We start from the raw sequence: 13990 nt of genomic DNA, 5'->3' as shown, positions 1-13990 counted from the left end.
TAGCGCCTAGTCTCCAACCCGCACGTCCGTACCGTCCGTGAGGAGGACATCCGTGGCCCGAACCGTGCTGGTGACCGGAGGCAACCGGGGCATCGGCCTGGCCATCGCGCAGGCCTTCGCCAAACAGGGCGACCGGGTGGCGGTCACCCACCGGGGCAGCAACCCGCCCGCCGACCTGTTCGGCGTCCGGTGTGACATCACCGACAGTGCCCAGGTTGACGAGGCGTTCTCGGCGGTCGAGGCGGAGCTGGGCCCGGTCGAGGTGCTGGTGTGCAACGCCGGGATCACCGACGACACGCTGTTGCTGCGGATGTCCGAGGAGCAGTTCACCCGGGTGGTCGACGCCAACCTGACCGGCGCGTTCCGGTGCGCCAAGCGGGCCTCCGGCAAGATGCTCCGGGCCCGGTGGGGTCGGATGGTCTTCGTCTCCTCGGTGGTCGGCCTCTCCGGCGGCGCCGGCCAGGTGAACTACGCGGCGAGCAAGGCCGGCCTGGTCGGGGTGGCCCGGTCGATCACCCGCGAGCTGGGCAGCCGCAACATCACCGCCAACGTGGTCGCGCCCGGGTTCATCGACACCGACATGACGGCGGTGCTCACCGAGGAGCGCAAGGCGGAGATCCGCAAGTCCATCCCGGCGGGCCGGATGGCCAGCCCGGACGAGGTGGCCGGGGTGGTGGCCTGGCTGGCCTCCGACGCCGCCGGCTACGTCTCCGGGGCGGTCATCCCGGTGGACGGCGGCCTCGGCATGGGGCACTGACCGGCCCGGGCCCGGGGCACCGACTGGCACAATCGCCCAGGCGCCGTGATCGGCCGGGACGGACCCGGACCGGCCACGGGACGCGGGGGACCACGAGGGTATGGAGGATCTTCACGTGTCTGGACTGCTGGCCGGCAAGCGGCTGCTCGTCACCGGTGTCATCACCGACCAGTCGATCGCGTTCTCGGTCGCGAAGCTCGCCCAGGAGAACGGTGCGACGGTGGTACTCACCGGCTTCGGCCGGATGTCGCTGGTCGAGCGGATCGCCAAGCGGCTGCCCGAGCCGGCCCCGGTGATCGAGCTGGACGTCACCGACGCCGAGCAGTTGGCCAGCCTGGCGGACCGGGTCCGCGAGCACGTCGACGGGCTGGACGGGGTGGTGCACTCGATCGGCTTCGCGCCGCAGAGCTGCCTCGGCGGCGGCTTCCTGGACGCGCCGTGGGAGGACGTGGCGACCGCGGTGCACGTCTCGACGTACTCCTACAAGGCGCTCGCGGTGGCCGCGCTGCCGCTGATGAGCGCCGGTGGCGCGGTGGTCGGGCTCACCTTCGACGCCACCAAGGCCTGGCCGGTGTACGACTGGATGGGGGTGGCCAAGGCCGGGCTGGAGTCCGCCTCCCGCTACCTGGCGCTGCACCTGGGCCCGAAGGGGATCCGCAGCAACCTGGTCTCGGCCGGGCCGCTGCGCACCATGGCGGCGAAGTCGATCCCCGGCTTCCAGCAGTTCGAGGAGGCCTGGGCCGAGCGGGCCCCGCTGGGCTGGGCACTGACCGACCAGGAGCCGGCCGCGCGGGCCTGCCTGGCCCTGCTCTCCGACTGGTTCCCGGCCACCACCGGTGAGATCGTGCACGTCGACGGCGGCTACCACGCGCTCGGCGCCGCGATGTGAGGAGGGCCCCGTCCGTCCGGCGCTGCCGGCGGGCGGGGCCCTGCCCGCCGGCTCGGCCGGGGCGGGAACAATGGTGGCATGTCGTACGACGCCGTTGTGTTGATCTCGTTTGGTGGCCCGGAACGGCCGGAGGACGTCCTGCCGTTCCTGGCCAACGTCACCCGGGGGCGGAACGTGCCACCGGACCGGCTGGCCGAGGTCGCCGAGCACTACCAGCACTTCGGTGGCGTGTCGCCGATCAACCAGCAGTGTCGGGACCTGCTCGCCGCGATCCGCGCCGACTTCGCCGCGCACGGGCTCGACCTCCCGGTGTACTGGGGCAACCGCAACTGGCATCCGATGCTCGCCGACACCGTGGCCCAGCTCCGCGACGACGGCGTCACCTCGGCTCTCGGCTTCGTGACCAGCGCCTACGGCGGCTACTCCTCCTGCCGGCAATACCTGGAGGACATCGCGACCGCCCGGGCGGCGGTGGGCCCGGACGCGCCCCGGATCGAGAAGCTGCGGCAGTACTGGGACCATCCCGGGTTCGTCGAGCCGCACGCCGACGCGGTGGCCAACGCGCTGGCCACCCTCGACCCGGCCCGGCGGGACAGCACCCGGCTGGTCTTCACCGCCCACTCGATCCCGGTCTCGATGGCCGCCTCCGCCGGACCGCAGGGCGGCAGGTACGAGGCCCAGCTCCGCGAGACCGCCGCGCTGGTGGCCGAGCGGGCCGCCCCCGGCCTGCCGTACGACCTGGTCTGGCAGAGCCGCTCCGGTCCGCCCCAGGTGCCGTGGCTGGAGCCGGACGTCAACGACCACCTTCGGGTGCTCGCGGCCGACGGCGTCACCTCGGTGGTGGTCAGCCCGATCGGCTTCGTCTCCGACCACCTGGAGGTGGTCTGGGACCTGGACACCGAGGCGGCGGCGACCGCCAAGCAGCTCGGCCTCGACTTCGTCCGGGCCGGTACCCCGGGCACCGACCCGAGGTTCGTGGCGATGGTCCGGGAGCTGGTGACCGAGCGGCTTAACCCGGCCGACACGGCGGCGCGACGCCGGCTGGGTACGCTGCCCGCCTGGGACACCTGTCCGGCCGGTTGCTGCCAGCCGGTCCGGCGCCCCTGACCCCATCCGCTAGGAGAGCCATGAACGAGAGCAGCCCGCACGCCCACCGCAGCGGAGTGCCGGCATGAGCGAGCGTAGCGAGGGAATCGGCCAGCTCGGTGTGGGTGTGCCTCATGACGGCACGGAGCGCAGCGGAGTGCCGGCATGAGCGAGCGTAGCGAGGGAATCGGCCAGCTCGGTGTGGGTGTGCCTCATGACGGCACGGAGCGCAGCGGAGTGCCGGCATGAGCGACAGGAAGCCGGTGGAGAGCTGGCTCACCGACATGGACGGGGTGCTGGTGCACGAGGGGCAGCCGGTGCCCGGCGCGCCCGAGTTCGTCCGGGCACTGCGCGCCTCGGGCAAGCCGTTCCTGATCCTCACCAACAACTCGATCTACACCGCCCGGGATCTCCAGGCCCGGCTGAACCGGATGGGCTTCGACGTCCCCGAGCATGCGATCTGGACCGCCGCGCTGGCCACCGCGCAGTTCCTGGCCGACCAGCGCCCCGGCGGCACGGCGTACGTGATCGGGGAGGCCGGGCTGACCACCGCGATGCACGCCGTGGGGTACGTGCTGACCGACTTCGCACCCGACTACGTGGTGCTGGGCGAGACCCGGACGTACAGCTTCGAGGCGATCACCAAGGCGGTCCGGCTGATCGACGGCGGGGCCCGGTTCATCTGCACCAACCCGGATCCGACCGGCCCGTCCGCCGAGGGTGCCCTGCCGGCCGCCGGTTCGGTGGCGGCGATGATCTCGAAGGCGACCGGGGTGGAGCCGTACTTCGTCGGCAAGCCGAACCCGATGATGATGCGGTCGGCGCTGAACACCATCGACGCGCACTCCGAGACGACCGCGATGATCGGCGACCGGATGGACACCGACATCCTCTGCGGGCTGGAGGCCGGGTTGCAGACCGTACTGGTGCTGACCGGGATCAGCACCCGGGCCGAGGCGGAACGCTATCCGTACCTGCCGTCCCGGATCGTTTCCTCGGTCGCCGACCTGATCGACGAGATCTGAGCCCGGCACCGACCGCAGCACGCCACCTTCGCGGTGCGCGAGCGCGGGGTCGGTGCCGGCTTCTCCGTCCCGTGTGGCCGGCTCTGTTCAGACGGTCGTGGACCGGCTCAGGCCATTGCGGGCCCGGCCGGATTCAGACCGTCGTCGGCCGGATCTGTGCGCTCCCGGCCGGCCGGACCGCTGCGCGCCTCGTCGGCCGGACCGGTGCGCGTTTCGTCGGCCGGACCGGCCGCCTCCGTGCCGGCTCCGGGCGCTGGCCGACCGGGCTGGTCCGGTCGGCTCGGCGTCGGTGACGGCGGCCGGTCCACGGGCCGGGCGGCTCCCTCCGTGCCGGGCCGGCCGGACCAGCCGGCCGGAAGCGCCGCCACGATGGCGTACCCGAGGGCGGCGGAGACCAGGATCCAGACCGGGATCATCAGCCGTTCCACCTCCGAGTCGACCGGCTTCGCGACGAGCATCGCCAGCCCGCTCAGCCCGGTACCCAGCCACAGGAAGGTGAGGTGTCTGGTGCGGATGACGAAGATCAGCGTTGCGATAATCACCGCGATCAGGGGAAGCGGGGAGACGATCATGTGTTCGAGAGCGCCCGGCCACCATAGGAGGTTTCTCTCCCAGAGCCAGGTGTACGGCTCGGGAGTGTCCGGCCGGATGTAGTGGGTGGTCGCGTAGTCCTGGATGGCCTCGCTCAACGACGGCAGCTTGAGGGCCGCGCTGAGCGCGAACCAGCCGACCAGGGTGGCCAGGCCGAGCCCACCGGTGAGCAGCGCGCCGCGCCGGTTCGGGAACCGGGTCAGCAGCGCGCCGAGGCTCGCGGCCAGCAGTACCAGGGCCATGGCGACGCCGTTCGCCGACTTGGTGGAGAAAGTCCAGGCGAAGCCCGCGAGCGCGATCGGTATCCCGCTGAACCGGTTTCGCCAGAGCAGCATCGCGCCGATCAGCACGGCGAGGCAGCCGACCATCATCGCACCGTCGGCCAGCATCCGGGTTATCCAGAAGCCGGTCGGCAGGGTATAGACCATGGCCGCCGCGATGACGGAGACCAGGCGTATTCCGAAGGCGAGCCAGACGGCCAGATAGGTGAGCAGGCCGACGCCGACCGCGATGATCAGCGTCGCCGCGGCCATGCCCTGCCAGAGGCCGAGGATCTTCACGAACGGTACCGCGAACAGCGGATATCCGGGCCGGCTGTCGAAAATCGCGATGTACCTGGGAGAAATGCCTGCCTGGGGATATCCGTTGCGACAGGCGCGGGGCATTCTCCGCTCTTTGGCCGAACGGTTGATGTCGCGGCACACCTGAAAGGATGCCTGGGCCGACGCGGTCGCCGGATCGGCGCCGGCGAAGATCTGCGCCTGCCGCATGTACCAGTAACTGTCGCCGGAGGAGGCGATCCGGCGGGGGTCCTCGTAGCGGGCCATGCAGAGGGCGCTGGCAATGACCAGGACCAACAACACCCAGCTCAGTTCGACGACGGAGCGACGGTTGAACCACTGTCGCCGGGATCCGGGAGGATTCGCGGAGGAGGTCTGTGCGAGATCGATCGTATTCGGGGTGCCGCCCATGGAACGAGGACCCTACCGCACCTTTGTATCCGGGATCTTTCCCCGTCGTCCCGCCATCCACGAGCCGGTCGGCCTACCACGAAACAGGTCCGTACTCGGCAATTACGCGGATGTCGGCGCATTGAACCGGTTTCCACCCGATCAACGCGGCACTGGCACTTACAGCGGACGTAAGTGCGGGTTGGAGGGGTCGGGATCGTTCGGAGAAGCCGGTCTCCTCGCCGGTGCGGGCCGGCGGGCCGATCACCGCAGCTTGGGCGACGGCTCGGCGGAACGGACGGCGACCTCAGACCGAGAGCGGGGCGTTGCAGGCCGCCACGACCGCCCGGCGGCAGGCGGCGGTGAGCGGGCGCAGCGCGGCGTCGCGCTGTTGTGCCTCGTATCCGTTGACCGAACCACCGGGTGCGGCGTGCTCGGCCAGCGCGAGCACCTGGTCCAGCACGCTGGCCCGGGCGAACAGCCGGCGGGAGCGCGGGTCGAAGCCGGGCGGCAGGTCCATCCCGTTGTCCGGGCGGCGCAGTGCGGCGAGCGCACCGGCCAGTTCCGGACGCCACTGCGCGACGTCGAGCCGGGCCAGCGCCGCGGTCGCCTCGGCCAGGGTCACCGCCAGTTCGGCCTCGGCCTCGGCCGCACCGGGATTGCCCAGCGAGGCGGCCGGAGCGGTCTCCGGCAGCGGATAGACCCGCCAGAGCACCGTCTCGAACGTCACGCCGGACCCGCTGGTGTGCGTGCGTACCTCGGGAATCACGCCCAGGCCGCGGGCGACCACCGCCTCGCCGGCCAGCAGGGCCGCCGAGGCGAACGGGCCGGGACCGGGGAGCCCGCGCGGATCGCCGGGAGCGGGCAGCACCAGCCGGATCTCGTCGGGCGAGAGTTTGGAGAAGGCGGAGAGCGCGTCGCGCAGCGGTATGTCGGTCCAGGCGCCGGGGGCGTCGGCGACGAGGTGCTCCTCGCCGGCGGCGATCTCGTCGGCGATCTCGTCGTACGGCACGAGCCCGGCACGCCATGCGCGTACCCAGGCCACAAAGCGGCTGGACCGGCGCGCCACGAGAGTCGCCGCGCCCGTTGCGGGGGACATGCGGCTAGGGTACGTGCTTCCTGTGTCGGCTGTCTCGGGTGCGGGCTCGGCGGCGCGTCAACGCCGACCGGCCGGCCGCGAGCGGCTAGCGTCGCCTCCCATGGGGAGGATGTACGGCGACGACGTGCTCGCCGGGGACTGGCGGCGGCGCAAGGTGATACCGGAGGTGCCGGCCGAGGCCGACCTGGTGGTCGAGGACGCCGACTCGGGGTTTTGCGGCGCGGTGGTGGGTTTCGAGTCCGGTGCGGTGGTGCTGGAGGACCGGCACGGCCGGCGGCGGAACTTCCCGCTGCTGCCGGCGGCGTTCCTGCTCGACGGGGAGCCGGTGACGTTGCGCCGGCCGGCGCCGTCGGCGGCACCGGCGCCGCGCCGACGGACCGCCTCCGGATCGGTGGCGGTGGCCGGGGTACCCGCCCAGGTGGCCAAGGCCAGCCGGATCTGGGTGGAGGGCGTGCACGACGCGGCGCTGGTGGAGCGGATCTGGGGCGACGACCTGCGGATCGAGGGCGTGGTGGTGGAGCCGTTGGACGGCATCGACGCGCTCGCGTCTCGGGTCCGCGAGTTCGGCCCGAGCCCGGGACGGCGGCTGGGGGTACTCGTCGACCACCTGGTGCCCGGGTCGAAGGAGAGCCGGATCGTCGCGGCGGTCACCTCGCCGGACGTGCTGGTCACCGGCCACCCGTACGTCGACGTGTGGCAGGCCGTGAAGCCGTCGGCGCTCGGCATCCGGGCGTGGCCGGTGGTGCCGCCGGGACGGCCGTGGAAGGAGGGTGTCTGTGCCGCCCTCGGGGTTGCCGAGCCGGCCGAGATGTGGCGGCGCATCCTCGCCCGGGTGGACAACTTCCACGACGTGGAGACACCCCTGATCAACGCGATGGAACGCCTCATCGACTTCGTCACGGCCCCGACCGCGCCCTGAGCTGCCGCCCGTCACCGGCGAAACCTCCCGTGCCGGAATCAGCCGAGGCGGTCGGGGTCGCGGGTGAAGACGAAGGTGGCGATGTCCAGGGCCGTGGCCGCACCGGTCGGGTCGCGCCGGACGGCGAGGACCTCACCGTTGTTCATGCCGGAGCGGCCCCGCCAGCGGCCGGTGGCGTCCCGGCCGAACCGCCAGCGCGGTGCGGCACCGACCGGCAGTTGGGTGAAGACCAGTTCCTCGACGGTCGGCTCCCAGGCGACCTCGAACTCCCGACCCATCCACCACCAGCGGCCGGTCAACTCGGCGATCTCCGGGGCCGGCGGTGCCGTCGCCGGACGCCAGGGCGGGACCGGCGGGGGTTCGGCGTCGAGCACCGTACTGAGCACCTGCCGGCCGAGCACCGGCACTGATCCGGCGCGTAGCCCGTACGCGTTGGCGAAGCCCACCACGCCGGTGCCGGACGGCCGGTGCACCGAGAGCGTGGCCACGTAGCCGGGCATCGAGCCGCCGTGCCCGGTGTACACCCGTTCGCCGACCCGGTGCAGTTCCACGCCGAGCCCGTAGCCGGCGGTCCAGGAGTCCAGGTCGGCCATTGCCACCGGAACGCACATCTCGGCCAGGGTGTCCGGGGAGAGGATCTCCGGATCCGGATCGGCGAGGAAGCCGGCCCATCGGGCCAGGTCGGCCAGGCTGGCCCAGAGCTGTCCGGCCGGTGCCATCGCCCCGGTGTCGGTACGCGGCTCCTCGCGCAGTGTGCCGTGCCAGGGATGTACGACGTAGCCGCGGGCGTACGGTTCGGCCGGCTGGTAGGAGGTGCGGACCATCCCCAGTGGATCGAGCAGCCGGGACCGGACGAGCTTCCACCACGACTCCCCGGTGACCCGCTCCAGCACCGCTCCGAGCAGCCCGTACGCCAGGTTGGAGTAGTGGAAGGTGCGGTGTGCCGGGAAGGCCAGCTTGTCGCTGGTCAGACCGGCCAGCAGGGCGTCCAGGCCGGCACCGGCGGAGCGTTCCCACCACTCGCCGTCCGGTTCGCGTTGCAGGCCGGCGACGTGGCCGAGGAGTTGACGCAGCCGGACGGCGCCGACCGGGTTGCCGGGCAGGTGCCGGTCCAGCGGATCGTCCAGGTCGAGCAGCCCCTCGTCGCGTTGGCGCAGCAGCAGTACCGCGGTCATCGTCTTGGTGATCGAGCCGATCCGGTACTGGATGTCCGGGTCCGGCGGCGGGGTCTCGCCGGCCGTGGCGACGTGCACGAGCCCGCCGCCCGGACCGGGTCCGGCGGCGGCCGGGGCCCGGAGCACCCCGAGGATCAGCGAGGGCGCCCGGCCGGTGGCCTGGGCCTGGGCGACGAGCGCGTCGATCCGGCGGGTGGTCTCCGGCAGTAGGCCGGACTCCGGCGGCAGGGGGGCCACGGGCTGCCTCCTGGGACTCGGGTACGGGAACCGGACTGAATTATCCGAACCGGACCGTGCGGGGCGGAACCGGGCTGGACCGGGGCGCCGGGAATCCCGATTGGCCGGATCTCGGCATGCGAGATCTTATGTCTGTCGATCGCGGGTCGCCGGTAGGTGCGTGGGCGTGCCAGGATCGACGTGTGGAGCCGCTCCTGTGGATCGTATTGGGCGTCGTGCTGGTCGTCGCGGAGATCTTCACGACGACCCTCTTCCTGGTCATGTTCGGGGTCGGGGCGTTCGCCGCGGCCGGCGCGGCCGCCCTCGGCGCCCCGCTGGCGCTCCAGGCGGTGGTCTTCGCGGCCGTCTCGGCGCTGACCCTGGTCGTTGCCCGCCCGGTCATCCGACGGCACCGCCAGTCCGCGCTGACCGGCGACGAGCAGCCGTTCGGCGTGCAGGCCATTGCCGGGAGCACCGCGCTGGTGCTCGAACGGGTGGACGCCAACAGCGGGGTGGTGAAGATCGATGGTGAGATCTGGACCGCCCGTTCCTACGACGCGACCCAGGTGTTCGCCCCCGGCGACCGGGTGCGGGTGATCGAGGTCAAGGGCGTGACCGCGCTGGTGTGGCACGAGGATTTCGACGCTACTGATTGAGCAGCCCGATACAAAGAGGTGAGCGGTGTGGAAACTGTGATGGGCATATTGTTGGCCGCCGTGGCCCTGATCGCGGTGGTCACACTGATCCGGGCGGTGCGGATCGTCCCCCAGCAACGTCAGGACGTGGTCGAGCGGCTCGGGAAGTACAAGCGCACGCTCCACCCCGGCCTCAACCTGCTGGTGCCGTTCATCGACGCGGTACGCACCAAGGTCGACATGCGGGAGCAGGTGGTCAGCTTCCCGCCCCAGCCCGTGATCACCTCGGACAACCTGGGCGTCTCGATCGACACGGTGCTCTACTTCAAGGTCGCCGACTCGGTGAAGGCGACCTACGAGATCTCGAACTTCCTCCAGGCCATCGAGCAGTTGACCGTCACGACCCTGCGTAACGTGATCGGTTCGCTCGACCTGGAGCGGGCGCTGACCAGCCGCGAGGAGATCAACCGGCACCTCTCCGGCGTACTCGACGAGACGACCGGACGGTGGGGCATCAAGGTGACCCGGGTGGAGATCAAGGCCATCGAGCCGCCGCCGAGCATCCGCGACTCGATGGAGAAGCAGATGCGCGCCGAGCGGGACCGCCGGGCCGCGATCCTGAACGCCGAGGGGCACAAGCAGTCGCAGATCCTCACTGCCGAGGGTGAGAAGCAGGCCGCGGTACTCCGCGCCGACGGTGACCGGCAGGCCCGGATCCTCCAGGCGGAGGGCCAGGCCAAGGCGATCCGTACCGTCTTCGACGCGATCCACCAGGCCAACCCGAGCCAGAAGGTGCTGGCGTACCAGTACCTCCAGGCGCTGCCGCAGATCGCCAACGGAACCGCCAACAAGGTCTGGATCGTGCCCGCCGAGTTGAACAAGGCGCTCGAAGGGCTGGGCGGCGCGTTGGGCGGACTCAGCCAGATGGTCGGCGACGAGCCCCGGGCGCGGGTCGACGCCGGTGCGGTCGAGCGCGAGGCGGCGGAGGCGGCCCGGGCGGCGGCCGAGGCGGCCCAGGAGGTCAACGCCGAGGTACGCGCCGCCGAGGCGCAGGTGACCTCCCGGCCCACCGGTACGCAGGAATTGCCGGCACCGGAACCGGTCCCGCCGGCCAGCCTGCTCGAAGACTCCACTGTGGATAAGCGGCCCGAGCGCGGCTGACCGGCCGCCGTCCGGTCCGCCCGGCTTATTCCACCAAAGCGTCCGCGCGGCGCCCCGACACCTGACACGATCGGTCTAGCGACGGGTGGTGTGAAGGAGCGGGGCGTCGAAGCGGATCGCGCCCGCGCCCGCCCGCGCAGCACGTTGAGCGAGGTGACGGCGCGTGATCCACCCCTCGAAACCGGAAAACCACCCCTCGAACCCCAAGCGTGATCCGGCGCTCGCACCGCCATCGAGTGTGCCGAAGCGGACAGCCGGCGCCGGATCGGGCGCCGTCGGCGCGGTGGATCCGGTTTCCGGGCGCTGGCCGTACGGCGGCTTCGGCTTTCTGCCGTTCGTGGTGGAGCGCGGCACCAGCGAACCGGCCAGCGACGCGAGCTGGGCCTGGTCGCTGCGCCGGCTGGCCCGGCTCGCCGTCTGGTCACTGCCCGGTTATGCCATTGTGTACGGTTCGGTGACCCTGGTCGGCGCCGGGAACGCGCCGTTCCTCACCCAGCAGCGTCCGGCCCACCTCCTCGGCTGGATCGGTGCGCTCTGGCTCGGTCTGCTCGCGCTGATGGCGCTGGCCAGCCTGCTGGTCACCACCCGCACCCGGCGCGCCGGTACGGCCGGCCTGCTGGTCGCGGTCGCCGGAACGATGCTGGTACTCCCGTTCGGCGGGCTGCCGGATTCCACGGCGGCGTTCGGCAGGGCGGGCCAGGTCATCGCCGTCAGCGGCGGAGTGCTCTACTCCCTCGGCTGGTGGCTGACCGGTCTGGCGCTGCACCGGTCCGGAGTGTTCAGCCAGTCCGACGGCGTACTGCTGATGATCGCGGCTCCGCTGCTCGGCGTCGGCGGGATGCTGGCCTCGGCACTGCACGCCCTCGGTGCGATGTTCGTGCTCGCCGCCGGCATCGGGATCGCCTGGCGGGCCCGGCGGCTGGTGCCGGCGGTCGGCCGGGCCGCGTTGACCCGTCCCGGTACGGCCGGTGCGGTGGCGGCGCGGGTCTCCGGCGGCGGCCTCGGTGTCGCGCCGGCAGGTGGCGGGCTCGGCCCCGCCACGACCGGCCCCGCCCCGTCCTGACCGGCCGGGACAACCCCGGCCGTCCTGACCGGCCGGGACAACCCCGGCCGTCCTGACCGGCCGGGACAACCCCGGCCGTCCTGCCCGGCCGGGACAACCCGACCACCACCGTCCGGTCCGGACCCGCCAGTCCGGCCCGGACCCGGCGGACAAGCCCTGTCCCGTCCCTGCCGGACTGTCCGCCCGTCCCCGTCCCTGACTGTCCGCCCGTCCCGGAGCGGCGCTACCGGCCCGGCTCGCGCTCCGCCGCGCTGTCCAGTTCGGTCAGCAGTTCCGCGATGCGGCGGAAGACCATGCCGCGCCAGCCGCCGGACATGATGGTGAAGGCGTGCTGCTGGACCGGGTCGTCGGGGTCGAACCCGGCGTGTTCGACGAAGAGCCGGGTGCCCCGCCCCTCGGCGGCCAGCGTCCAGGTGACGGTGGTCTCCAGGTGCCCGCCGCTCCAGGAGAGCCGGAGCCGGTGTTCCGGCTCGACCTCCAGGACCTCGCAGTGCACCACGCCGTCGAAGTCGTGGTCCGGCCGGGCCATGGTCTGGAAGGTGAACCGGTGTCCCGGCACCGGTTTGAAGTCGTTCGGCATGAACCACCGGGCCAGCAGGTCGGGCTCGGTGAGCGCCTGCCAGACCCGTCCGGGTGGATGCGCGAGATACTGGTCGGCCCGGATCACACCGCGCTGGGTCATCGTCGTTTCCCCTCCTGCTCGCCGGAAGCCCGGCCCTGCTCGGATGTCACGGCTGCGGTCTGCTGCTGGCCGTCGGTGCCCTCCTCGACGCCCATCGCGTCGAGCAGGTCGCGGAGCCCGGCGAGCTTCTCCCGCCAGAACCGCTCGTAGGGGGTCAGCCACTCGGCCACGTCCCGCAGCGGCTCCGGGCGGAGCGAGTAGAGCCGCTGCCGGCCGGCCCGGTGCTCGACCACCAGTCCGGCGTCCTTGAGTACCCGCAGGTGCTCCGACAGGCTCGGCCGGCGCATGTCGAAGTGGTCGGCCAACTCCTGCACCGGCCGCTCGCCCCGGTCCAGCAGCAGGCCGAGCAGTTGCCGCCGGGTCGGGTTGGCGACCGCGGTGAAGACGTCGACCTCAGCCACGGCCGGCGGTCGCCTGGAGCACGATGCCGTTGCCGTCCGGGTCGTCGAAGCTGACGAACCGGCCCCAGGGCGCGTCCTGGATGCCGCCGGAGATCGCTACCCCCCGGCGGGTCAGCTCGGCCACGTCGCCGTCGAGGTCGTCAGTCTCCAACACCAGTCCCTTGACCGAGCCGGGCGGCATGGTGTCGAACCAGGTGACCAGGGTGATCGAGGTCGCGGCGCCCTTCGGGCCCACCTGCACCCAGCGCTGCTCCGGCCCCATCCGGTTGTCGCCGAGGAGCTCGAAGCCGAGGGTGTCGACGTAGAAGTCCCGGGCCCGGTCCTGGTCGGTCACCGGCAGGGAGAGCAACTGGATCTGCGTGATAGCCATGCCGACGACAATAGGTAGGCGAAGTCCTACCAGTCAAGGGTAGGAAATCTCCTACCTATCGGGGCCGCCCGAGCCGTGGCGCGGGGACGGGGGAAGAATCGGCGCCGTGTCCGACGCACCGACCACCGTGCCCGCCGAAGTGATCACCGATCCGGAGGACCCCCGGATCGCCGACTACCGGGCGCTCACCGACGTCGAGCTGCGTACCCGGTGGGAACCGCCGAACGGCCTCTTCATCGCCGAGGGCGAACTCGTGCTGCGCCGGGCGGTCCGGGCCGGCTACCGGCCCCGCTCCTTCCTGGTCGACCCGAAACGGGCCGACCAGCTCGGTGACCTGGTGACCGGCGACGCACCGGTCTACGCCGCCAGCCCGGCCGTGCTGGAGCGGGCCACCGGCTTCCACGTGCACCGGGGCGTACTCGGGTCGTTCCACCGCCGCGAGCTGCCCACCGTGGCGCAGGTGCTCCGGGACGCCCGCCGGGTGGCGGTACTGGAGGACGTCAACAACCACACGAATCTTGGCGCGGTCTTCCGAGGCGCCGCCGCGCTCGGGGTGGACGCCGTGCTGCTCTCGCCCACCTGTGCCGACCCGCTCTACCGGCGCAGTGTCCGGGTCAGCATGGGCGAGGTCTTCGCGGTGCCGTACGCGAAGTTCGACCGCTGGCCGGCCGGGCTGGCCGAGGTGCGGGCGGCTGGCTACGCCGTACTCGCCATGACGCCGGCCCCGGACGCGGTGCCGATCCAGCGGCTCACCCCGGCACAGCGGCACCGGGCCGCGCTGCTGCTCGGGGCCGAGGGCGCCGGTCTCACCCCGGCCGCCCAGGCCGCCAGCGATGCCCGGGTGGTCATCCCGATGCGTCGCGGCGTCGACTCGCTCAACGTCGCGGCGGCCGCCGCCGTCGCCTTCTGGGAACTGGGCCGCGACGACCCGCTGTAACCGGCCAGCCGGCCCGGGACGGCGCGGGTCGGGC

General features: G+C 72.1%; 15 protein-coding genes. 9 read left to right on the top strand and 6 right to left on the bottom strand.

Annotated elements, in window-relative coordinates:
* The first annotated feature begins 52 nt into the window (after positions 1-52).
* The 4 genes from fabG to AAH979_RS16175 all read left to right on the top strand — a co-directional run bounded on the left by fabG (position 53) and on the right by AAH979_RS16175 (position 3757).
* Complete coding sequence (fabG, locus tag AAH979_RS16190) at positions 53-757, top strand: 3-oxoacyl-ACP reductase FabG (RefSeq protein ID WP_346258923.1); 705 nt, start codon at positions 53-55, stop codon at positions 755-757.
* 115 nt (positions 758-872) lie between these two features.
* Positions 873-1646, top strand: coding sequence for an enoyl-ACP reductase FabI (fabI, locus tag AAH979_RS16185; protein WP_318399352.1), 774 nt, complete (start codon positions 873-875; stop codon positions 1644-1646).
* Positions 1647-1724: 78 nt separating this feature from the next.
* Entirely contained in the window at positions 1725-2753 is a 1029-nt protein-coding gene (locus AAH979_RS16180; RefSeq protein WP_346258922.1) for a ferrochelatase, read from the top strand.
* 224 nt (positions 2754-2977) lie between these two features.
* The gene (locus tag AAH979_RS16175) at positions 2978-3757 is read left to right on the top strand and encodes an HAD-IIA family hydrolase (RefSeq protein ID WP_346258921.1); all 780 of its coding nucleotides are present in this window, start codon (positions 2978-2980) and stop codon (positions 3755-3757) included.
* A 107-nt stretch (positions 3758-3864) separates the two neighbouring features.
* Here AAH979_RS16175 and AAH979_RS16170 read toward each other — a convergent pair whose 3' ends face one another.
* Positions 3865-5205 carry a hypothetical protein gene (locus AAH979_RS16170; RefSeq protein ID WP_346258920.1) on the bottom strand — a complete coding sequence of 447 codons (1341 nt, stop codon included), beginning with the start codon at positions 5203-5205 and terminating at the stop codon, positions 3865-3867.
* Between the two features lie 400 nt (positions 5206-5605).
* Positions 5606-6397, bottom strand: a complete 792-nt coding sequence (locus AAH979_RS16165) for a hypothetical protein (protein WP_346258919.1) — start codon at positions 6395-6397, stop codon at positions 5606-5608.
* 100 nt (positions 6398-6497) lie between these two features.
* Between AAH979_RS16165 and AAH979_RS16160 the strand changes: the two genes are divergently transcribed.
* Entirely contained in the window at positions 6498-7316 is an 819-nt protein-coding gene (locus AAH979_RS16160; RefSeq protein WP_346258918.1) for a DUF3097 domain-containing protein, read from the top strand.
* A 38-nt stretch (positions 7317-7354) separates the two neighbouring features.
* Here the strand turns inward: AAH979_RS16160 and AAH979_RS16155 are convergent, their stop codons facing one another.
* Positions 7355-8728 carry a serine hydrolase domain-containing protein gene (locus AAH979_RS16155; protein ID WP_346258917.1) on the bottom strand — a complete coding sequence of 458 codons (1374 nt, stop codon included), beginning with the start codon at positions 8726-8728 and terminating at the stop codon, positions 7355-7357.
* Between the two features lie 182 nt (positions 8729-8910).
* Here AAH979_RS16155 and AAH979_RS16150 point away from each other — a divergent pair, with 182 nt between their 5' ends.
* The 3 genes from AAH979_RS16150 (at position 8911) to AAH979_RS16140 (ending at position 11566) form a co-directional block, all read left to right on the top strand.
* Complete coding sequence (locus AAH979_RS16150; RefSeq protein WP_346258916.1) at positions 8911-9363, top strand: NfeD family protein; 453 nt, start codon at positions 8911-8913, stop codon at positions 9361-9363.
* Between the two features lie 27 nt (positions 9364-9390).
* The gene (locus tag AAH979_RS16145) at positions 9391-10503 is read left to right on the top strand and encodes an SPFH domain-containing protein (protein ID WP_346258915.1); all 1113 of its coding nucleotides are present in this window, start codon (positions 9391-9393) and stop codon (positions 10501-10503) included.
* Between the two features lie 238 nt (positions 10504-10741).
* Positions 10742-11566, top strand: coding sequence for a hypothetical protein (locus AAH979_RS16140; protein WP_346258914.1), 825 nt, complete (start codon positions 10742-10744; stop codon positions 11564-11566).
* A 223-nt stretch (positions 11567-11789) separates the two neighbouring features.
* Here the strand turns inward: AAH979_RS16140 and AAH979_RS16135 are convergent, their stop codons facing one another.
* The 3 genes from AAH979_RS16135 to AAH979_RS16125 are packed head-to-tail and all read right to left on the bottom strand — an operon-like array spanning position 11790 to position 13019.
* Positions 11790-12248, bottom strand: coding sequence for an SRPBCC domain-containing protein (locus tag AAH979_RS16135; protein ID WP_346258913.1), 459 nt, complete (start codon positions 12246-12248; stop codon positions 11790-11792).
* Positions 12245-12649: a metalloregulator ArsR/SmtB family transcription factor gene (locus AAH979_RS16130; RefSeq protein ID WP_346258912.1), complete on the bottom strand. Its 405-nt coding sequence runs from the start codon at positions 12647-12649 to the stop codon at positions 12245-12247. Before AAH979_RS16130 ends, AAH979_RS16135 begins: the two co-directional genes overlap by 4 nt.
* A complete protein-coding gene (locus AAH979_RS16125) occupies positions 12642-13019 on the bottom strand; it encodes a glyoxalase superfamily protein (RefSeq protein WP_346258911.1) in 378 nt (125 codons plus the stop codon). Before AAH979_RS16125 ends, AAH979_RS16130 begins: the two co-directional genes overlap by 8 nt.
* Positions 13020-13146: 127 nt before the next feature.
* Here AAH979_RS16125 and AAH979_RS16120 point away from each other — a divergent pair, with 127 nt between their 5' ends.
* Positions 13147-13956: an RNA methyltransferase gene (locus AAH979_RS16120; protein ID WP_346259011.1), complete on the top strand. Its 810-nt coding sequence runs from the start codon at positions 13147-13149 to the stop codon at positions 13954-13956.
* Positions 13957-13990: the final 34 nt, after the last annotated feature.

The organism is Plantactinospora sp. ZYX-F-223, assembly GCF_039649625.1.
GTDB lineage: Bacteria > Actinomycetota > Actinomycetes > Mycobacteriales > Micromonosporaceae > Plantactinospora.
Note: the sequence above shows the minus strand (reverse complement) of the source record. Positions and strands in the feature narration are given on the sequence as shown.

Coding starts and splice junctions, on each gene's coding strand:
- AAH979_RS16180 (WP_346258922.1), top strand. CDS start 1,725: ATGTCGTACGACGCCGTTGTGTTGATCTCGTTTGGTGGCCCGGAACGG.
- AAH979_RS16175 (WP_346258921.1), top strand. CDS start 2,978: ATGAGCGACAGGAAGCCGGTGGAGAGCTGGCTCACCGACATGGACGGG.
- AAH979_RS16165 (WP_346258919.1), bottom strand. CDS start 6,397: ATGTCCCCCGCAACGGGCGCGGCGACTCTCGTGGCGCGCCGGTCCAGC.
- AAH979_RS16160 (WP_346258918.1), top strand. CDS start 6,498: ATGGGGAGGATGTACGGCGACGACGTGCTCGCCGGGGACTGGCGGCGG.
- AAH979_RS16135 (WP_346258913.1), bottom strand. CDS start 12,248: ATGACCCAGCGCGGTGTGATCCGGGCCGACCAGTATCTCGCGCATCCA.
- AAH979_RS16125 (WP_346258911.1), bottom strand. CDS start 13,019: ATGGCTATCACGCAGATCCAGTTGCTCTCCCTGCCGGTGACCGACCAG.